The organism is Nonomuraea sp. NPDC049695, assembly GCF_040674955.1.
Classification (GTDB): Bacteria; Actinomycetota; Actinomycetes; order Streptosporangiales; family Streptosporangiaceae; genus Nonomuraea; species Nonomuraea helvata.
Genome location: NZ_JBFANV010000092.1, coordinates 1 through 18,520 on the forward strand (window position 1 = coordinate 1; position 18,520 = coordinate 18,520).

The window sequence follows — 18,520 nt, forward strand, 5'->3', positions numbered from 1 at the left end:
GCTAGTGCTGGGAGGTGGGTGCGGGGGGGGGGGTGGGCGGGCTGCTGGGGGCCGACCGGGGGGCGCCGGGGGCGGGGGGCGTCGTCGCCGGTGGCGGCGACGACGCCGGCGTTGGCCATGAGCAGGATGACGAGGTCTTGCGAGGTGAAGTCGTCGCGCAGGCAGCCGGCGGCTTTGGCGCGGGCGATGAGTTCGACGAACCCGTTGTAGGCCTCGGCGCGGCGGGCTTCCAGGGCTTTGGCGGCGGGGAAGGTCATGGTCAGCACGTCGGCGAACCCCCGGTCGGCGGCCTGCATGGCGCAGACGGCCTGGATGTATCTGGTGAAGCCGTACCAGGGGTCGGAGTCGGCGAGGGCCCGGGTGACGGCGGCGGCGTAGGCGTCCATGCGGTCGGTGAAGACCGCAGTGATGAGGTCTTCGCGGGTGGCGAAGCGGCGGGACAGGGTGGCCTTGCCGACGCCGGCTTCGCGGGCGACCGAGGCCATGGAGGCACCGAGCCCCTCGGCGGCGTACACGCGGCGGGCGGCGGCCAGGATGCGGTCGCGATTGCGCTCGGCGTCGGCGCGCAGTCCTGGTTCGCCTGGGTGGCCTGGCGGTTCGGCGGGAGCCGCGGAGGGTGTCATGCCCCCATCCTAGCGAAGTGGAACGGGGTGCCCAGTTGTGTTGCTATGCTGACGCCACGAAAGCGGGAAGCCCGTTCCAGTTCTTGTGAAGGTGAAGGTCATGCGTGCTGTAACTCTGAACTCCGTACCTGCCTCCCCTCAGCTGGGCGAGGTGGAACCGCCGCACCCGCAGGCCGGCGAGCTGCTGGTGAAGGTGGCCGCCTCGTCGGTGAACGGGTTCGACGCCGCCACGGCGGCCGGCTACCTGCAGGGGATGATGGAGCACCGCTTCCCCCTGGTGATCGGCAAGGACTTCGCCGGCACCGTCGAGGCGCTCGGCGAGGGTGTGGAGGGCTTCACGGTCGGCGACGCCGTCTTCGGCGTCGTGATGAAGCCCTTCCTCGGCACCGGCTCGCTGGCCGAGTACGTCACCGTACCCGCGGGATACGGCCTGGTCCCCCTCCCCCAGGGGCTGAGCGTCCGGGACGCCGGCGCCCTGGGACTGGCCGGCACCGCGGCGCTGGACAGCATCACCGCGGTGGACCCGAGCAGGGGTGAGACGCTGCTGATCTGCGGCGCCACCGGCGGAGTCGGCGCGCTGGCCGTGCAGCTCGCCGTCGCGCGCGGCGCGCAGGTGATCGCCACCGCCCGCCCCGGTGCCGAGGCCGACTTCATCACCGCGCTGACGGACGCTGAGGTCCACGTGGTCGACTTCGCCGGCGACCTGGAAGCCCAGGTGCGCGCCATCGCCCCCGGCGGGGTGGACGCGGCGCTGCACCTGGCGGGCGACGGCGCCCAGCTAGCGAGCCTGCTGCGGCCGGGCGGGCGGATCGCCTCGACCCTCGGCTTCGGCCCCGACGCCGTGCAAGGCCAGGACGTCACCGCGTATGCGGTGATGGCCGACACCTCTACGCAGACGCTGTCCGTCCTGGCCGCGCAGGCCGCCTCCGGCGCGCTGCGCGTCCCGGTCACCGCCACCTACCCGCTCGAGCAGGCCCCCGACGCTTTTGCCGCCTTCGCCTCCGGCGCGCTCGGCAAGCTCGCCATCACCTGCCCCTGAACACACTCCGAACCCTCGCCCCTGCTTACACGAAAGAGAACTGATCGTGCCCACCATCGCCATCGTCGGCGCAGGCCCCGGCATGGGTCTGTCCATCGCCCATACCTTCGGCAGCCGCGGCTTCGACGTCGCCCTGATCGCCCGTAACAAGGAGAAGCTGGACGGACTCGTCGCCCGCCTCAGCGAGCGGAACATCACCTCGGCCGGGTTCAGCGCCGACGTCATGGACCGCCCCGCGCTGACCGGCGCCCTGGAGGCCGCCGTTGAACGCTTCGGCGGCATCGACGTCCTCGAGTACTCCCCCGCCACCCGCGACATCGAGATCGCCGGACCCCTGGAGGTCACGCCGGAGAACCTGCAGTCGCAGGTCGAGTACAACCTCTACGGCGCCGTGACCGCCGCCAACGCCGTGCTGCCCGCGATGCTGGCCGCACGGGCCGGCGCCCTGTTGTTCACCACCGGCGGCGGGTCGGTCACGCCGAATCCGATGTTCGGCAACGTCAACGCCGCTCAAGCCGCCCTGCGCAACTGGGCTCTCAACCTCAACAACGTCCTCACCGGCAAGGGTGTGTTCGCCGCACACGTCGCGATCAACGTCTGGATCGGCGCCAGCGTCCCGGAAGGCTTCCCGTCCGCCGAACCCGACGCCATCGCCGCCCGGTACTGGGATCTCTACGAACGCCGTGACCAAGCCGAACTGGTCGTCACCGGCTGACCCGGACCCTGGCTGACCATGAATGCCTTCCCGTCGGCAGATTGCCCTTGGTGGCCGTTTCTCGACCGCCACCGTCCGCTATACGGACCTCGTCGACCTTGCCGATGCCCTCGATCTCATCCTGGCCGCGGCCACTGACGTCGCCCCATCCTGACCCGCCGGCCGCGACCGGCCCGGCAATCATCATGGTCCTGGCCGCGATGACCCGCGCCGACATCGCCGCCTTCCTCAACGGTGGTCGGCCGTGCTGCAGAGGCGCACAACACCAGCACTGCCGTCCTGCAAGACCGTGCCGGTCGCACCCCGCCTCTCACATCTGATCTTGACGGCGCGTTCCCCTTACGGACGCGCCCGAGGGCGCTCGGGCTTGCGGCGGTTCTCGATCGCCGAGGCGTCGCTGCGCCGGCCGGAGGGCACGGTCCGGCAGGTGGTGTTCCCCTCGGTAGCGGGCGGGGAGGCGACGTTGCAGGCGCTGGTGGCCGAGGCGAGAGCGGATGCCAAGACGTTCAAGGCCCAGGTGCGGACCGTGCTGACCAGTTCCTGCACCTCCTGCTACCGGCGGATGCTGCCCGAGCTGCCGGCCGCGATCGAGTTCAAGTGCAACAACACTGCCTGTCGGCCGGTGATGGACGCCGTGGACCTGCTGCAGCGATACGCCGACATCTCCAACACGACCAGGCACTACGACACCTCGGAGAACGTCCCGATCGAGGGCGTGGTTCCGGACGGCTGGCTGGAAGCAGCCGTCGATGAGAACGGGGTCCTCGAGCGGGCCTCCTACGAGCTGTGCGTGATCGTGTCGCTGAAGGACGCACTGCGCCGCCGCGAGATCTACATCGCCGGCGCCCGCCGCCGGCGCAACCCCGGGGAAGACCTGCCGGCCGATTTCATCCCGTGGTGTGCGGTTGTCTAGGGCGTGGGAGCTGGTCGGACAACCTGTCCGCCCGCAGCCGCAACCTCCGACTCCGGCAGACGCAGCGCAGTGCCCGGCCACAGCTGAACCGGACGCGACAGCCTCACCCTCGACATCCTCGCCCGGCAGCAAAGCGTCGTATCGGCCGAGCATCAGCAGGACCACGCTGACCGCGAAGAGGGATCCGGCCATCACCAGTGTGGAGCCCGTTCCGACCGCGCCGGTCACCCCCGCCAGGACAGCCGCGCACACGATCTCGCCGAACGACTCGGCCTGTGCCAGGAACGAATGCGTCGTGGCCCGCACGTCACTACTCGTGCGCCGGTTGACCCAGATTGTGGTAACCGTCCGCACCAGCGGCATCGCGACACCGTTGGCAGCAAGCACCGCCGCAACACCGAGCGCGAGGTTGGGCGTCAGCCCCAGCAGCGTGAGGCTGGCCAGTCCGGTCAGGCAGGCCAGCACCAGCCAGAGGCGGGTCCCGCGATCGGAGTCGAGCCGGCGCTGGACCGCGGCGAGCGCGAGCGCCGCGGTCGCATAGCCGGCCAGTCCGACCGCCGTGAACCACACGGTGCCGCCGTTGACCAGGACGGTGACCCAGACCAGCATGAGCAGGGTCCGGTCGCCCAGGGCCAATCGGGCGCCCTTGCGGGCGATGCCCAAGGCCGCCTTGAGGCGATTGGTGCGTACCCGGGTGAAGTTGTGCTCGGGGAAGGCCGCAGCGAACCAGACGCCCAGCAGCAGCAGCATGGCCGCGCCCGCACCGACGATGGCAGTCGGACGGTCCACGATTGCGGCCAGGGCGCCGAAGGCGGCGATGCCGGCGCCTGATCCGATCATCTGCCAGCGGCCCTGAGCCGCGATCAGCAGGTGCATGCGATCGGGCCGGTCGATCTCGTCAGTTGCCCAGGCCACATCCGAGCCGGTCGCGAACGTCCATGCGATGCCCCAGAGCACCCGCCGACCGGCAAGGCGGGCGCGTGTTGGAACTCGGGTGCGGCACCGGGCACAAGCTGATCCCCATCGCGTCCGACGGGCATCCGTGCGTCGGCCTGGACTTCTCGTCAGACATGCTGGCCGAGGCTCAGCGTAAGGCGAATGATCGCGGTGTGGCGGTGGAATGGACGCAGGGCGACATGCGGGCCTTCGATCTGGGCCGCACATTCGACTTCGTGTTCATCGCAGCCAATTCCTTGCTGCATCTGCATGAGGCTGAGGATCTGGTGAGCTGCTTACGGTCGGTCCGAAGACACCTGGCGCCTGGAGCACGGTTCGTGTTCGATGTGTTCAACCCGAGCGTGCGCCTGCTTGCCGGGGCCGATGGCGTGCGGCGCACCCGGGAGTCGTTCATGGATCCTGAGCGTGGCAACGTCAGCGTCGATGTCGCCGAGATCTACGATGCGCCCGCGCAAGTCACACGCGGGACGTGGCACCTCTCGACTGACTCCGAGCCCGACTTCTTCGTCGCACCGCTCGAAATCAGGAGCATCTTCCCGCAGGAGCTGCCGCTGCTCGTCTCGCTCGGCGGCCTTCGGCTCGTCGAGCGCTTCGGCGACTGGTCCGGTCGGCCATTTGCCGTGGACATGCCGCTTCAACTCTGCATCTGCGAGTCCGCGTGATCGAAGGCGAGAGCACAGTCTCGGTCAAGCAAAACTCGCCCTGACGAACGACACACGTCCCGCACCGTCGACAGGCACTTCCACAGCCCGCGTCGTACCGGGGGTGCTTGTGTAGTCGTCTCGGGGCTTCGGGTCAGCGTTCGGGGAGTCGCGGGTTCGGCCAGCCCCTTGATCTTGTCTGTTAATGGATCGATTCTCAACGCTTCCGCCCGCGAGGCTCCGGACCTCTCTTCCCGGGTCATGGAGCCCCTCGCCGAGCCCATGCTGCCATACCCCCACGCCCGTAACGACTGCATCTTGTGCCGCCGAGATGGACCTCGAGCTTCCCGAAGGTCCGCTGCTGGAGGGAACTCTCGGCGAGGACCCGCTTGCGGCCGAACCCGCGGGCCCCACCAGGGCGCTGATCGGCTACGCCCGCGTCTCCACCCGTGGCCAGCTTCAGGACCGCCAGCTCACCGCTTCACTTTCGTGAAACTTTCAGCCAGCCGGACGCCGCATCGTGGGCGAATGCGGCGGCGACCAACCGAATCTGGCGTGGCCGCAATTACGGATCTACGTTGACGTCGCGGCGCGCCAGGCGCCGCGATCCCCCTACGTCCGACAAAATGGAGAGGCCAGAATGGAATCTCGCACAGGCCGCCGCAGGAGAGCGCTCCTTTGGCGCGTATCGGCCGCGTCCCTCGTCACGGTGACGGCGCTCGGTCTCGGCGCCGTGGCGGCCGACGCCACCACCGATCAGTCCGCCATGTCCTACACGGTTCCGCGTTCGGCGAGCGCGGTGGGCCAGGGCCGGACCTCGGACGTGGCCAAGCACAACGGCGCGCAGGAGGCCAGGGCGGCGGTGCTGGCGGCGGGTGGTGACTGCACGAACTGGTCACAGAGCGATCGCGCTCTCTTCATTGCGCCGGACAGCTCCTGGTGGGTCTACGAAGTGACCGTCTCGGCCAGTTGCGTGCACTGACCCGTCGGACGGCCGAGAGCGGCTTTGGCGGCCACACCGCCGCCCGCGTCGACTTCGAGCCGAACGCGGCTGCACCGATCATGCGGACCCAGAACATCGTCCACCTGGTCACCGTCATCACCGGCTGGTACCGGAAGGTTTCCCGTCGCACTGTAACCAACCACGCAACCCACGAAGGGCGTCCTCCGCAGGAGCGACGCCCTTCGCCGTTGATCAGCAGGATCTTTGTCACCGCCGCCAATGGCTGTTCCCATCAGTCGTCGTCCCTCGCGACCGACGCCCAGACCACCGCCCCAGACCACCGCCCCCAGACCACCGGCTCCAGACCACCTCCCCCAGGCGGCTGCCTCCCGGATGGCCGCACCCCCGGATGGTCGCGCTGCGACGTCCGGAGTGAGATGCGCGGCCGAGACGTGCGGCCTGAAGGCGGCTGAAGGGTGAGGTCTGGTGAGGTGCGGCCTTCGGCGTTCCGGTGTCCGGTCTGGGCTCAGCGGGTGAAGCGGTCCAGGAGGATGGCGACGCGGCGGGCGTGGGCCTCGTGCGGCAGTCTGCCGTCCCGCATGAGCGTCATCAGCCCGTGTAGGCCGCTTCACAACGTCTCCGTCAGCAGACCAAGGTCGTCGTCGCCCGCTATGGGCCGCACGGCTTCCAGCAACTCGCCGAAGGCGGCCTGCAGGGCGGCCGGCGCCTCCGGGGTCGCGAACGGCAGGTCCACGTGCTGGCTGAAGATGGCGTCGTACAGCGCTGGCCGCCGCTCCGCGAACGACGAGTACGCGTCGGCGATGGCGGCCAGGGCCGAGCGCAGGCGCCACCTGTTCCAGCGAACCGACGTCAGCATGACCCTAGGCCGGCTCCACGACGCCGACCTCGTCAACGCACTGAGCAAGTGGCGTAGCCGTGGAGGCGCTGACGGGACTCCCCCGGCGAGTCGGGGAAAGGACGGCAGCGCTGAGGAGGCCAGCAGCAGCGTCGCCAGGCAGTGGACCGGATGGTGGCACAGGGAGCGCGCCGTGGATCATGCCTTGGGGCCCGCCGCTTCCGCCCTGGCTCTGCTCTCTTCAGGCCATCTGCGGACGCGCGGCCAGGAGCGCCACCGTGGACATGTACCGGCATCCATGCCCGCGATCTCCACTTCTGCGGTGAGAGGACAGACTGGCTGCGCCCGTTGCGCGGCCAACCAGTTCGGTTTTCTGCTCGCCGGGGGCCGGGGCCCAGATCCGCGTCGTCCTGTCGTCGCTGCCGCCGGCCAGCAGGATGCGGCATTGAGGTCGCTACCTTAAATAGGCGAGAGGCATATCCCATTTTTGGCGGGAGTATCGCAGCTTTCGCCAAAACGCGCAATATGTGTGACAAAAAATGCCATTCGCACATTTAGGCAACGATGCGCTTTTCTCGGAGGCAGATTCCCAGTAATGATGAGCCGTGATGTTCCCCCAGCATCGATTCGCCAGGAGCGCCGATGAGAAGACTGCTGACCGCCATCGTCGTCGCGGTGGCCGCCGTCATGTGCCTTTCTCCCTCCCCGGCAGGAGCATCGACGCAGATGCTCGGCCCCAGCTCGAACGTCTGCGCAAACGCCCCCATCCCCACCGGCTCGATGCCGACGGCCTACTTCGACTGGTACCAGTGTGGCCAGCCCGGCACCATCTACTACAACGCGAAAACCATCAAGGTCATCAGCGACACCTCCGCCGGCGGCACGGTGACTACCTGCATCACGCCTCCGCCCCCGGCCGGGTTCTATGCCACGGCGCTGTCCTACTCCACCAACTGTGAAATCAGCAAGACCCCCAACGGTGTCCTCAATAACCAGCAGACCCTCACCAACATCAACGGTCTGCCCTCCGGCCGCACACTCATCATCTGCGGCGTCCAGTCGGCGCCGCCCGGCTGGACCGTCGTCGCCGTCGTGCAGACCTACCTGTGCGTGTACGCCCGAGGCGGCGGCGTCGGCGACAACGCCGTATCGATCCGCAAGCTCTGAGCCCCGACTGGTTGTACGGACGTTCGCCGGCAACTTGGCTGCAGGTCCGCGCCACCCCTTGATCGCCAGAAGTTGGGCACGCGATTCAGCCCCACCCGGCCGCACGGACCCGCGCTCGTCAGGTCCACCGGGCGCTGTCCGTCACGTTCCCCCACGGCACGCCGGCCCACGAGATGGCCGCCGAACGGCTCGGCGTCCCTTCACCAGCAACCATCGCCATCTGAGGGCCGGCATCGAACGTCTCTGTGCCGACTTGTGGCATCGGGACGCACCGGCGTACCAATTCACATGAGCCGCCACATTTCGGGGCCGGCTGCATCGCGGTGTCGGTCGGCTATCGGCTCGCCCCGGAGCACCCGTTCCCCGTGGCGCTGCACGATTGCGCCGCCGTGTGCGAGTGGGCCTCCGAACATGGCGCCGACGTCGGAGAGTACGGCCTCGTCGCGGTCGGCGGAGTCAGCAGCGGCGGTAACCTCGCCGCCGCTGTCGCACTGACCGCCGCGCAGCGCGGCCGTCCCCGGCTGGCCCACCAGGTTCTGGCCGTCCCCGTGCTCGACGCCCGGATGGCCTCCCCCTCATGGCAGCGCAACGGGGCCGGCTATCTGCTCACGCGCGAGACCACCCAGTGGTATCACCGCGGCGACGTCAGTGTCGCTGCTGGCGTAGCGGACGCGGGCGCGCTTGAGGTCGACGGACGACTGGTGCTGCGTTCCTCAAAGGGTGCGGGATTGCCCCTGGCCATGAGCCTTGAGCAGGCGGATTCTCATGGCAGGAGGGTTCCGCCATGCCGAAGCTACTGTTCGCGCGGGCTCCGTGCGATGAGAGGGAAGAACGCACTATGCGCCGGTTGGCCGGTGCCCGGCACGCTCCCGGTGACTGGATTCAGCGCGCCCGGATCGTGGTGGCCAGCTGGGACGGGCTGCGGGTGCCGGCAATCGCGGCCAGACTGGTGCCGTGGGCCTTCCCGCCCGCATCCGGCTGGTCGCCTGATGGACACCGGATCAAAGCGCCGCTGGACTACTCTCGCGGCCCTGAAAGACCTGGGTATACGGAAGTCCGCGCATCGCCGAGGGGACTGCGGTGACCATGACCGCCCCGTCCCGCAGCAGCCACTACTACCAGCAGTTTTTCGCCACGATCGAGGCCGCCGATCCTGGAGCCCACCCGATCTTCGTCATCACCGACAACTTATCCAGCCAGAACAGCTACGCCACCCGGAATGGCTGGCCGGCCATCCCCGGATCCGGCAGGTCTTCATCCCAGTCGGCGCCTGCCGGCCCAACCTGCAGGAGGCCTGGTGGCGCATCTTCCGGCGGCACGCCATCGCCGGGCAGTGTTTCATCGGCCCCGACGACATCGACTACGCCACCCGCATCGCCACCGCCCAGCTCAACGCCCAGGCCAATCCCTGGGTCTGGGGACGCCCACACCGCCACAACGGCAGCTACGCCGACGGTCCACTACACCTTTGAGGAACGCAGCACTAGATGATCTATTCCAAGGGGTCAGTGATCGTAGGCGATCAGTGAGCGTAGGACGGTTTGTCCGGTGGCGTCGTTGTGCCAGATCGCGGCGGTTAGCGCGAGAATGCGTTGCATGACGCGGGCTATGACACCTCCGGGTGTGCGCCCTCGGTGCCGTTCGAGGTCAAGCTGTCCCTTGAAGGTCTCGTCGATCGATTCGATGACCTGTCGCAGCGGCTTGAACAGGGCTGCGCCAGGCCGTCCCGTTCACCTTTACGGGCAGGCCGCAGCAACTGGACTCCATGCTCGGACAGTTCGCGTTCGAAACCACGGCCGAAGTAGTTCTTGTCGCCAATGAGAGTCTGTCGGGGGCGCTCTCGCAGAAGCTCGCATTCGGCTGCCAGGAGGTCAAGCAGGGTCTCGCGTTCGTCGGCCTTGGCCCCGGTCAGGGCGAAGGCGATGGGCAGGCCCTGAAGGGTGCAGACCAGGTGCAGGCGCAGGCCCCAGAAGAAGCGGCTGTGGCTGGCGCAGTAGCCGTATTCGGCCCAACCTGCCAGGTCGGAGCGTTTGACGGTCTCGCGGGAGCGGCCGCATTCCACCGGGGTGGAGTCCACGACCCATACGTCGTCGCTCCACACCGAGGTGGTGGTGGCCAGGATCCGGTTGACGCTTCGCATCAGACCGGCGGCCTTGCGCAGCCGCTTGTTGTAGCCGGGCTGCTGGGGCAGGTAGGAGAAGAGGTGGCGCAGGTGGGCACGGGCATGGCGGAGCCATTTGGCCTCGGAGGTGTAGCAGAGTATGGCCTGCATCGTGGCGAGGGTGACCAGTTCGGCATCGCTCAGGCGGGGCGCAATGCCGACCGGTGGGCGCCACGGCGCCAGGTCGGGATGCTCCTTCAGCATGTCGTCGGTCGCCGCATAGAGTGCTGTCGCGAGGGTGTCCACGTCGTTCGTCACAAAACGATCTTGGGCACCCTCGTTCTCGTCTCCGCAGGCACCCCTTGGACCACACCACCAGGAGGAACCAGTGTCATACCCGCAACTGCTCACCCCCGAGGAGAAGCTCGCCGACGCGAAGAAGCTGTTGAGCCTCCCGCGCATCGTCGTGATCTGCGGCTCCACCCGCTTCATGACCGAGATGAACGAGGCCGATCTGCGGGAGACCAACGCCGGAAAGATTGTCGTCAAACCGGGCTGCGACATGAAGTCGCCGCACGAACTTTGGTCCGATCCTGTCGAGGCCGAGGCGCTGAAGGTTCGACTCGACGATCTGCACCGGGCGAAAATCCGGCTCGCTGATGAGGTGCTCGTAGTCGGCGACTACATCGGAGACAGCACCCGAGCCGAAATCGCCTACGCCCGGTCGCTGGACAAGCCCGTGCGGTTCACGCACCCCGAAGTCGACCCTGACGCCTGACCGCCCGCTGCCACCTCGACAACCAGGGCCGGCAGCCCGCCGCCTGACCGTCTCGTGGTGGCTTCGGCCGCCGCCCACCCCACACCCTCCGCAGGCATCCCTTGGAATTGATCATCTAGTCGCCGCCGACGGCTTGGGCGGCCTCGACCAAATGTTGCTCCCAGATCAACCGCGCGACGATCACGCGGCCGTGCTCAGGGGTGGTGACCACCACGGCACCAGAGCCCAGGATGCGAACGTGTTCCCACGAACCGCCGCCAGGTCACCGGGGACAGGCCGCAGCCACCGGCCAGGGCCATCAAGGCCAAGGCGTCGGCGCCGGTTTGCCTGGTGAGACTCTCGGCCCATTCGCACAGCCGCGCCAGCTGGGCGAAGCTGTAGGGGCCCAGCGGTTGACCGAGGCCTACATCGGGGGCGGGATGTGCTCGCCTCGTTCAGCCCAGGCCAGAGCGTCACGCATGCGGCGCAGCCACGACCGGTAGGTCTGTGTCGAGCTCGGCTTGAGGGACGCGGCGCGGTGCCCCAGGGGCAGGGCCTGCGGGTGGGCTTCCGGGCAGGAGATAGCCCGGATCTCCCAGCGGAGACGCATACGTTGAACCGCGGCGCTGACGAAGCCGCAATGGCTTCCGCACCGTCCACGCCGCGACGGTGACCATGTCCACGGGTAAGCCCGCCGAGCCTCATCGCCGTGCACGGCTGGTTGACCCATCTACAGCGGAGGTCGGAGAAGTCTCCGGGACTACTCCGGAAGTTTACCGACGAATTCAGTTCTCTGGCTGATGTACGAAGCCGGACGGCTGTGTTTTCCTCGTTAAGGACATGAGAGATTCGTGCGTTTGACGGGGATGACATCAGCCAATCCGGCCTGTCACGGCCATCGGGTATGACGCGGTTTCCGCGCCGGCAATCTCGAAAAAGCGATTTCCACCTGAAGCGTGCCGACGGCACGCTGGTCATGCTCGTCTCTGGTCATCGGAAGTCGGAGCCGTGCTTAGCCAAGGAGACGTAAGCACATGAGCCGAATCAATCACTTCCCCTTCGAGGCCGGCCCATTCGGCGCACCTCCTCTTGAGCACAGGAGGCGTCAGACGGACGAACCCTTGGGCAGTGTGATCTTTCCTACGGCGGACGAGGTGGTGCTGGCCGTCCGCTACGACGATGTCCGAGCCATCCTGGGCAGTTCCTCCTTCAGCATGGAGGCGCTGCAGCTCGGGCATGCAGACGCTCCGTTGGTGCTCGCCCGGACGGCGCCTCCGCGCATGGTGGGCGCATTGATGAACACTGATCCTCCCGACCATACACGGTTGCGGCGCATCGTCACGGGATTGTTCACGCCCGCCCGGATCGAGGAGCTGCGCCCTCGTGCCGTTCGCCTCGCGGACGAGCTCATCGACGACATGGGGGCGCCTCCGCTCGATTTCATCGATGCATTCGCGGGACCGTTCTCTGCTCACCTGCTGCTGGACCTGCTCGGTACGCCGGAGAATGGCCGCGAGAACGTTGTGCGGCACTTCGACGGCTTCACGTTCACCAGTTCTCTCACCCTGGCCGAGCGCATGAGAAAGGCCAACGAATTCAACAGGCACGTGGTCGGGCTGCTGATGGAAGCACGCCTGGGCGGGTCCGTCAAAGGACTTGTCGGCGCCCTCACGGATGCGCGTGCCGAGGAAGGCAGGCTCACCGAAGAGGAACTGCACGGCCTGATCTATGCGATAGTCGGGGCGGGGCACGGGACGACAGTCGGCATGCTGACCAGAGCGGCGTGTGTTCTCGTCCGCCACCCGGACCAGTTCGGTCTGCTCGCCGGCTCCCCCTCTCTGGTGAAGTCCGCGGTGGAGGAGCTCTTCCGCTTGGAGATACCGGGTGAAGGCGGGCAACCGCGCATCGCCACCGAGGATGTCGAGCTACCGTCGGGCGTCATCCCGAAAGGCGCGGCGGTGCTCCCCTCCATCGCCTCGGCCAATCGTGACGAGACCTATTTCCGTGACCCTGACGTATTCGACGTCCACCGTTCGCCTAATCCGCACATGGCCTTCGGGTACGGCCATCACTACTGCCTGGGCGCCAGTCTGGCCAGAATGCAACTTCAGGTCATGGTCCAGCAGTTCGCCGAACGCGTGCCGACCTTGCGGCTGGCTGTGCCGGCCGAGGAACTCGTCTATACGAACAACGGCGCCACCAGGGGGCTGTCCTCGCTCCCTGTCACCTTCGACCCCCCTCGTCCACGACGAGGGGAATAGCAGAGAGGAATCACGCCATGTCAACGACCACGGACCTCGATGACTTCTTCGACCGCGAGCTGGTCCAGGAGAATTTCGGCATGTCCCGTTCGTTCCTGCAGATGGAGGAGGAACTCAAGGACGCCAGAGAGGCGGCGGATCTGAAAGCCGCCACGCCCGACGACAGTAAGCCCTTCGGCTACGCCTTCGACCTGGACGGCACCCTCGACGCGGACGCCTTCCCGCAACTGCGGGACCTGGACATCGACCTCACCGAGCACCACTACGACCCCGAGTCCCAGATCTGGTCGAGCTCGCACGACTCGACGCGGATCTATTCCGCGCTGACGAGCTGTCTGAGGGGGACCTGCGCCTACTTCTGGCAGTTCGACGGCCAGGTCGACGACGTCAGCTGAGTCCTGTCGACCATGCCTGATCCGGTCGTCCTCGTCCTGACCCAGGAATTCGATGTCACCGCCGACAGCGTCGTCAAGATACTCAACGAACGCGACGTGCGGGTTTTCCGCTACGACACCAGCTACTTCCCGCGCAACTCGACGCTGACATACAGGTCCACCGACACTGGTTGGCTCACGACGCTCGTCGACACGACATACGGCCGCCGGTCACTTCGGCTCGAAGACGTCACATCGGTCTGGTACCGGCGGCCGACGCCCTTCACCGCCGATTCTTCGCTGCAAGAGGTGCACCAGGAGTTCGCGGTCAAAGAGAGCGCCCACGCAATGGGCGGGATCTTCAGCGCGCTTCCCGCACGGTGGGTGAACTTGCCTGCCGTCGAGCTGCGGGCGCACTACAAGCCGCTGCAATTGAAAGTCGCTCGCGACGTGGGGCTGCGCATCCCGAAGACAATCATCACCAACGACCCGGAGGAGGCCGCACGTTTCTCCCGTGAATGTGACGGATCCATCGTCTACAAGGCGCTCAACAGCGGTTTGATCCACCAGCCCGGCGGCTGGCCGCGCGGGTTGCTCACCACCGCACTATCCGAGATCCCCTTGGAGATCCTGCCGCGGGTGCGCTATTCGCCATGCATCTTCCAAGAACTAATCGACAAAGCGTACGAATTGAGGATCACCGTCATCGGCGGCAAGTTCTTCACCGTCCGCGTCGACAGCACGGATGGCGACGGCAAACCACACGTCGATTCCCGGAATTTCCTCGGAAATCTCCGCTACACGCAGGCCACGCTCCCGGACGAGATCGAAAATCGGCTCAGACAGCTGATGCGCACTTTCGAGCTTGCCTACGGGGCAATCGACGTCGCGGTCGACCAAGTGGGCGAACACTACTTCCTGGAGGTGAACCCCGCAGGCCAGTTCGCCTGGCTCGATGACGAAGTTCCCGGCCTGAACCTGGCCTCGGCCATGGCCGACTACCTGTCCGGTGTGTCGGATTAGCAGCAGGCCTCCGGCGGGCTCATGCGGACGACAGGAGAAAGGCAACGCATATGCCACATGAACCCCCGCCGACGCGGAACAGCATGCCGGAAGAGAACCTCGACGACGCGCTACCGGACAGCGTGGCGTCGACGACCACCGATGCCACCGAGTTGGCACGCGACTCTTGGTGGTACCACGAGGAGAGCCTGCCCCAGGCGGGGCTCGTCACGATCGCCAGGCGACTGCCGGCCCTCGTCTCGGCGGCCCTCAGGCTGGCGTGGAAGGCCGACCCTGTTGACACCGCCTTCACGATCGGGCTCAATCTGGGCGCAGGCCTCCTCAGTGCTTTCGGACTGCTCGCAACCACCGGTGTCCTCGACGCCCTCCTCACCAGCGGCCCCACTCCTGACCGGCTGCCCGCGGCCCTCCCCGCATTGATCGGACTGGCGGCCGTCCTCACCGTACGTTCGCTGCTACAGTCGGCCGCCGCGTGGACGCAGTCCAGGCTCAGACCGAGGGTCGATCGCTTGGCAGACCGTCGCTTGTTCGAACTCACCACAGACGTCACTCTTCGCGCCATGGACGACGCCGACTTCTACGACGCCATGCAACGCGCCCGCAGCCGCGGGGCACGGGGAGCCGCCATGGTCGTCGACGCCGGCGTCGGCCTGCTCGCGGCCGCCGCAGGTATCGTCGCCGCGGCCGGCACGCTGGCCGTCCTCCACCCGATTCTCCTGCCGCTACTTCTGGTCAGCGTGCTGCCGGCCGGCTGGGCCGCGGCCCATTCCGCCCGCATGCAATACCAGGTCATCTACATGCTGTCGACCAGCATGCGCCGGCAATGGATCCTCTCCGACCTCATGGCCGATCGCCGCCCCGCGGCGGAGATCCGCGCCTTCGGCATGCGGGACTTCCTGCTCCAGCAATACGACGACGTTGCCCGCGTGTCCGAGAACGCGCACATCGGTCTGGCAGGCCGCCAGGCCCTGGCCCGGATCACGGGAGAGGCGACGAGCGGCATCGTGGGCGGGCTCGTCTACGCCGCCTTGTGCGTGCTCCTCGCGACGGGAGTCGTCCCTCTGGCGATCGCGGGCGGAGCGATCCTGGCCATCCGTATGGGCAGGTCCTCGTTGTCCGAGCTGATCCGCGCCGCCAACGGCGTCTACGACGAAGGGCTCTATTTCTCCGACTACCTGGACTTTTGCGAGGAGGCCGAACGGCGCAGATCGCAGCGCCGCCCTGACCTGCTGGCACCGCAGTTCGCCGGCATCGAACTACGCGAGGTGTCGTTCGCCTATCCCGGCGCGGACAGAACCGCGTTGAGGAACATCTCTCTCACCATCGGAAAGGGTGAAGTAATAGCCCTGGTCGGTGAGAACGGTTCGGGCAAGACCACGCTGGCGAAGATCATCGCCGGCCTGTACGAACCCGACTCCGGCACCATCCTGTGGGACGGCACTTCCCTGGCCCGGCTCGATCCCGGCGCCGTACGCCAGAAGATCGCCATGATCCCCCAGGATCACACCCCATGGCCGCTCACAGCCCGGCAGAACATCGCAGCCGGCGCGGACGCCGACGACGATGCCATGATCAGCGCGGCCGAACTCGCCGGAATTCACCGCACCATCCAGGAACTTCCCGAAGGTTACGACACCTTGCTCGATCCACGGTTCAAGGCGGGCCACGAACTCAGCGGAGGGCAGTGGCAACGTGTCGCCGCAGCGCGCGCGTTCTACCGCCGCGCTCCCCTGCTGCTCTGCGACGAACCTACCTCCGCACTCGACCCGAGAGCGGAGCACGCGTTCTTCGAGGCCGTCCGCCACTCGGCTCACGCTGACCCCACTGATCCTCAGACCGTCGTCCTGATCACGCACCGGCTCACCAGCGTGCTCATGGCAGACAAGATTTACGTGCTGTCCGAGGGCTGCCTGGCCGAGAGCGGAACGCATACGGAACTCTTGCAGGCCGGTGGCATCTACGCCGCACTGTTCAAGCTCCAAGCTGAGGCATATACGCCATGACATCGCCGGTCAAGCCGTCCGGCGGGATGAGCCGCCGCCCGGCCAGGGCGCCGTCGTCCGGATCGCCACGGGCGACGGCGGCCGATGCCGTCTGACAGTCCCTCGCCCCCAGACGCCGACGAAAGGCCTCCCACTCATGTCTCGCGCGCCTCTTCCCGAGCCCCTCGTCGCGGCCCTCACCCGCCCGAATCCCTGTGTGATCAGCACGATCCGCCCGGACGGCGCACCTGTCTCCGTGGCGACCTGGTATCTATGGGAGAAGGGGCAGCTACTGGTGAGTATGGATGCCCGGCGCAAGCGGCTGGACTACCTCCGTGCCGACCCCCGGGTCTCGTTGACCGTGCTGGACTCCGACAGCTGGTACCGCCATATCAGCCTCCAAGGGCGGGTGGTGTTCATGGAGGACGACCAGAGGCTGGAGGACATCGACCGGATCTGCCGTCATTACACGGGGGTGCCCTACCCCGACCACGAACGACCGCGGGTGAGCGGCTGGATCGAGATTGACGCCTGGCACGCATGGGGAATGCCCTCCGTCCCCTGATCAGGTATGACGGACTGCGGCGAAGTCGGCAGGTGTTCCGGCCAGCACTTCTCCAGCAGGAAGCCGCACGCTGCGGCGGCTGCCACGAGACAGCGGGCGGCTTCGATCTCGTCAAGCCCGGCATGCGTGGACATCTACAGCAGGACATCGGGCCGCATGGCCGCCACCTGAAGGGTTCATGTAGTCCCGGGGAAATTTTGGTCGGATTTCGCTGACCTGCACTGATACGGAAATCAGGCCGATCTGCTGTCGGCGGGTCCCAGGTCGAAGTCCGAGCCCGGCCTCAAGGCGACGATCAGCGTGCTGACCGTTCTCGGCGCCGCCGGGCGGCGCGGACCTCGGCGTCGGCGGCCTTGTCGTCCAGCAGCGCGTACAGCTGGGTGGTCTCGGCCGAGGCGTGGCCGAGGCGTGGCCGAGGCGGCGGCGGACGGCCTCGATGGACGGGCAAGGACGGTCGGACGGGCGGGAGCGCGCTGGGAAGGCTGACGGCGTCCGAGCGGATGCGGCCCATGGGGGGCAGGCGCCGTACCGGGTTGATCGGCGGGCGCTGGCCTTGGGCGCGTTCGACGAGTGGCGGTAATGAGGGCGCCGCACGTGCTGGAGCCGCGTCGGGCGGGGGATCTGAGGCGGGGCGTTGCCTGGGTGGGGCGGGTCAGTTCACCAGCACGATCTTCCCGCGAGAGTGGCGGCTCTCGCTCAGCTCGTGCGCTGCAGCCGCCTCAGTGAGCGGGAACGCCGCCGCGACCGGCACCCGCAGCCGGCCTTGCCCGGCGAGCTCGACCGCGATGCCGAGGCCGTGCACCGCCAGCGGGTCGGCGGCTCCAACGACCGCCGCTGTGTCGCTGGCCGGAACGCCGTGCGACAGGTGCACGCCGAGGGCCGCTGCGGTGAGGTCGGGAGCGATCGTCACCACGCGCGCCGGGTTCCCGGTGATGGCGATCAGGTCGGGCAGCGCTCCTCCTGCGCAGTCGAACACCGCGTCGACCCCGCCCGGTGCCAGCGCGCGGACCCGTTCGACCAGGCCCGCCCCGTACGTCGTTGGCTCGGAGCCCAGCGAGCGCAGGAAGTCGTGGTTGTGCTCGCCGGCCGTGCTGATGACGGTGGCGCCACGGGCGACCGCGAACTGCACGGCGACCGTGCCCACCCCGCCGGCCGCGCCCTGCACCAGCACGGTGTGCCCGGCGCCGACCGCGAGCCGGTCGAGCACCCGGGTGGCCGTCTCGACGCTGCCCGCGGCACCACCGGCCTCCTCCCAGCTCCACACGGCCGGTTTCGGCGCCCAGGCCACCAGGACCGCGTGATCGGCGTTGGCGCCGCGCGCGGTCGTCGCGGTCATGCCGAACACCTCGTCGCCGACCCCGACGTCCGTGACGCCGTCGCCGACCTCGTCCACCACGCCGGCCGCGTCGAACCCGGTCCGGAACGGAAACGTCACCGGCACCACGTCACGCATCTTCCCTGAGCGGATGTGCGTCTCTCCCGTCGACAATCCGGACGCCCGTACGGCGATGCGGACCGTCCCCGGTCCGGCATGCGGCTCCTCGACCTCGGCGACATGCACCACACCGGCCGGGCCGTACTCCGAAAACTGAACAGCTCTCAT

20 protein-coding genes are annotated in these 18,520 nt (G+C 67.7%); 13 read left to right on the forward strand and 7 right to left on the reverse strand.

The features are described 5' to 3' along the window. Positions 1-623, reverse strand: a 623-nt coding sequence (locus AB0J64_RS46310) for a TetR/AcrR family transcriptional regulator (RefSeq protein WP_364042427.1), incomplete at its 3' end; no start/stop codon positions are given. Between the two features lie 100 nt (positions 624-723). On the opposite strand from AB0J64_RS46310, the gene AB0J64_RS46315 reads away from it, so the two are divergent. Then, on the forward strand, positions 724-1,662 hold the full coding sequence (locus AB0J64_RS46315) for an NADP-dependent oxidoreductase (protein ID WP_364042429.1): 939 nt from the start codon (positions 724-726) through the stop codon (positions 1,660-1,662). A 46-nt stretch (positions 1,663-1,708) separates the two neighbouring features. Beyond that, complete coding sequence (locus AB0J64_RS46320) at positions 1,709-2,377, forward strand: SDR family NAD(P)-dependent oxidoreductase (RefSeq protein WP_364042431.1); 669 nt, start codon at positions 1,709-1,711, stop codon at positions 2,375-2,377. On the opposite strand, the gene AB0J64_RS46325 is transcribed toward AB0J64_RS46320, so the two are convergent. Together AB0J64_RS46325 and AB0J64_RS46330 are read right to left on the reverse strand one after the other, a co-directional pair. Beyond that, complete coding sequence (locus tag AB0J64_RS46325; protein ID WP_364042433.1) at positions 2,367-2,594, reverse strand: hypothetical protein; 228 nt, start codon at positions 2,592-2,594, stop codon at positions 2,367-2,369. The genes AB0J64_RS46320 and AB0J64_RS46325 overlap by 11 nt on opposite strands. 93 nt (positions 2,595-2,687) lie before the next feature. After that, entirely contained in the window at positions 2,688-4,247 is a 1,560-nt protein-coding gene (locus tag AB0J64_RS46330; protein WP_364042435.1) for a hypothetical protein, read from the reverse strand. On the opposite strand from AB0J64_RS46330, the gene AB0J64_RS46335 reads away from it, so the two are divergent. The 3 genes from AB0J64_RS46335 to AB0J64_RS46345 all read left to right on the forward strand — a co-directional run bounded on the left by AB0J64_RS46335 (position 4,229) and on the right by AB0J64_RS46345 (position 5,870). Next, positions 4,229-4,909 carry a class I SAM-dependent methyltransferase gene (locus AB0J64_RS46335; RefSeq protein ID WP_364042437.1) on the forward strand — a complete coding sequence of 227 codons (681 nt, stop codon included), beginning with the start codon at positions 4,229-4,231 and terminating at the stop codon, positions 4,907-4,909. The two genes, AB0J64_RS46330 and AB0J64_RS46335, sit on opposite strands and share 19 nt — an antisense overlap. Before the next feature lie 310 nt (positions 4,910-5,219). Then, positions 5,220-5,381, forward strand: coding sequence for a hypothetical protein (locus tag AB0J64_RS46340; RefSeq protein WP_364042439.1), 162 nt, complete (start codon positions 5,220-5,222; stop codon positions 5,379-5,381). Positions 5,382-5,528: 147 nt separating this feature from the next. Continuing rightward, entirely contained in the window at positions 5,529-5,870 is a 342-nt protein-coding gene (locus AB0J64_RS46345; RefSeq protein WP_364042441.1) for a hypothetical protein, read from the forward strand. A gap of 589 nt (positions 5,871-6,459) precedes the next feature. Here AB0J64_RS46345 and AB0J64_RS46350 read toward each other — a convergent pair. Then, on the reverse strand, positions 6,460-6,708 hold the full coding sequence (locus AB0J64_RS46350) for a TetR-like C-terminal domain-containing protein (RefSeq protein WP_364042443.1): 249 nt from the start codon (positions 6,706-6,708) through the stop codon (positions 6,460-6,462). 621 nt (positions 6,709-7,329) lie between these two features. Between AB0J64_RS46350 and AB0J64_RS46355 the strand changes: the two genes are divergently transcribed. Both AB0J64_RS46355 and AB0J64_RS46360 read left to right on the forward strand, forming a co-directional pair. Then, positions 7,330-7,854, forward strand: a complete 525-nt coding sequence (locus AB0J64_RS46355; RefSeq protein WP_364042445.1) for a hypothetical protein — start codon at positions 7,330-7,332, stop codon at positions 7,852-7,854. 245 nt (positions 7,855-8,099) lie between these two features. Continuing rightward, positions 8,100-9,326: an alpha/beta hydrolase fold domain-containing protein gene (locus AB0J64_RS46360; protein WP_364042447.1), complete on the forward strand. Its 1,227-nt coding sequence runs from the start codon at positions 8,100-8,102 to the stop codon at positions 9,324-9,326. A 134-nt stretch (positions 9,327-9,460) separates the two neighbouring features. On the opposite strand, the gene AB0J64_RS46365 is transcribed toward AB0J64_RS46360, so the two are convergent. Further along, complete coding sequence (locus AB0J64_RS46365) at positions 9,461-10,273, reverse strand: IS982 family transposase (protein WP_364042449.1); 813 nt, start codon at positions 10,271-10,273, stop codon at positions 9,461-9,463. A 70-nt stretch (positions 10,274-10,343) separates the two neighbouring features. On the opposite strand from AB0J64_RS46365, the gene AB0J64_RS46370 reads away from it, so the two are divergent. From AB0J64_RS46370 to AB0J64_RS46395, 6 genes are all read left to right on the forward strand, one after another. After that, positions 10,344-10,733: a hypothetical protein gene (locus tag AB0J64_RS46370; RefSeq protein ID WP_364042451.1), complete on the forward strand. Its 390-nt coding sequence runs from the start codon at positions 10,344-10,346 to the stop codon at positions 10,731-10,733. A 1,013-nt stretch (positions 10,734-11,746) separates the two neighbouring features. Further along, entirely contained in the window at positions 11,747-12,973 is a 1,227-nt protein-coding gene (locus AB0J64_RS46375) for a cytochrome P450 (protein ID WP_364042453.1), read from the forward strand. Positions 12,974-12,990: 17 nt separating this feature from the next. Continuing rightward, positions 12,991-13,368: a hypothetical protein gene (locus AB0J64_RS46380; protein ID WP_364042454.1), complete on the forward strand. Its 378-nt coding sequence runs from the start codon at positions 12,991-12,993 to the stop codon at positions 13,366-13,368. Between the two features lie 12 nt (positions 13,369-13,380). Next, the gene (locus AB0J64_RS46385) at positions 13,381-14,370 is read left to right on the forward strand and encodes an MvdC/MvdD family ATP grasp protein (RefSeq protein ID WP_364042456.1); all 990 of its coding nucleotides are present in this window, start codon (positions 13,381-13,383) and stop codon (positions 14,368-14,370) included. 560 nt (positions 14,371-14,930) lie between these two features. Beyond that, positions 14,931-16,373 carry an ATP-binding cassette domain-containing protein gene (locus AB0J64_RS46390; RefSeq protein WP_364042458.1) on the forward strand — a complete coding sequence of 481 codons (1,443 nt, stop codon included), beginning with the start codon at positions 14,931-14,933 and terminating at the stop codon, positions 16,371-16,373. Positions 16,374-16,509: 136 nt separating this feature from the next. Further along, positions 16,510-16,917: a TIGR03618 family F420-dependent PPOX class oxidoreductase gene (locus AB0J64_RS46395; RefSeq protein WP_364042460.1), complete on the forward strand. Its 408-nt coding sequence runs from the start codon at positions 16,510-16,512 to the stop codon at positions 16,915-16,917. Positions 16,918-17,212: 295 nt separating this feature from the next. Here the strand turns inward: AB0J64_RS46395 and AB0J64_RS46400 are convergent, their stop codons facing one another. Both AB0J64_RS46400 and AB0J64_RS46405 read right to left on the reverse strand, forming a co-directional pair. Then, the gene (locus AB0J64_RS46400; protein ID WP_364042462.1) at positions 17,213-17,428 is read right to left on the reverse strand and encodes a hypothetical protein; all 216 of its coding nucleotides are present in this window, start codon (positions 17,426-17,428) and stop codon (positions 17,213-17,215) included. Positions 17,429-17,569: 141 nt separating this feature from the next. Further along, positions 17,570-18,520, reverse strand: coding sequence for an NADP-dependent oxidoreductase (locus tag AB0J64_RS46405; protein ID WP_364042464.1), 951 nt, complete (start codon positions 18,518-18,520; stop codon positions 17,570-17,572).